Source organism: Shimia sp. MMG029 (genome assembly GCF_027947445.1).
Taxonomy (GTDB): Bacteria; Pseudomonadota; Alphaproteobacteria; order Rhodobacterales; family Rhodobacteraceae; genus Shimia.
In genome coordinates this window covers 1-805 of the sequence record NZ_JAQJIM010000031.1, presented here as the reverse complement: position 1 = coordinate 805, position 805 = coordinate 1, and the positions used below count along the sequence as shown (strand labels likewise).

The window sequence follows — 805 nt, the reverse complement described above, 5'->3', positions numbered from 1 at the left end:
CGGACCATGGAAGAGCAGTAGATCGTAATCCACATCGAGACCGTTCGGGACATCGACATCTAGGGTCGTCGAACTCAGTTCAAGGATCACTCCAAGTTCATTCGCAGCTTTCCTAAACCCACGATCTCTCTGATCATTTGCGCATTCCATTAGACTGGCCACGAACTGTGTTAGCCAAGTCAGCGATGTCCCGTTCAATATTCTGACGTGAAACTCGTTATTTCCGATACGGTTCCCAAGCGCCATAGCGAGTTAAGGGTGCGATCTCAGGAAGCCACTTACTGGGTCTAGGGCCTCGCGAAGAGGCTTGTAATACTTACTTTCGGCGGATCGTGAGGCCAAGCGCGCGAGATCATAGAGGTCAGCCACGTCATCTTTTGGAAAAGGTGTTTCATCTACTCCATTGAATGACACGCGCGTGGGGTGCGAGTTCACCTGCCAATATGCTTTAAGAAAAGGCACTTGAACCTTCGCGAGTTGGCTCAGTGCTGCTCCCAATTGGTCGCACCATGTATCCAAAGAGTATGTCATCAGGTTCGTATAACTGAAAATGGTGGAGATGACCCAGCCCCAACCGGACCTCCAGCTCTTTGAGCGTGGTGGAAAGAAGGCCCCGGAGATGGACGAAGAACAGGTGAAGGAACTGAACGCCAAGATTGGGGATCTGGCGGTGGCCAACGATTTCTTGTAACGAAAGCTCAAGTCCTAGGGCCTGAAGTGAGACGTGGTATGGTTGAAAAGGGCAATGCGAACTTGTCCATCGGTAAGTAGTGTAAACTGCTGTCGATCTCGCGGTCCTCTGGAT

General features: G+C 51.1%; 1 protein-coding gene. It reads left to right on the top strand.

Annotated features, from left to right (window positions below):
* The first annotated feature begins 559 nt into the window (after positions 1 to 559).
* Positions 560 to 691, top strand: coding sequence for a hypothetical protein (locus tag PJL69_RS20250; RefSeq protein WP_271311304.1), 132 nt, complete (start codon positions 560 to 562; stop codon positions 689 to 691).
* Positions 692 to 805 lie beyond the last annotated feature (114 nt).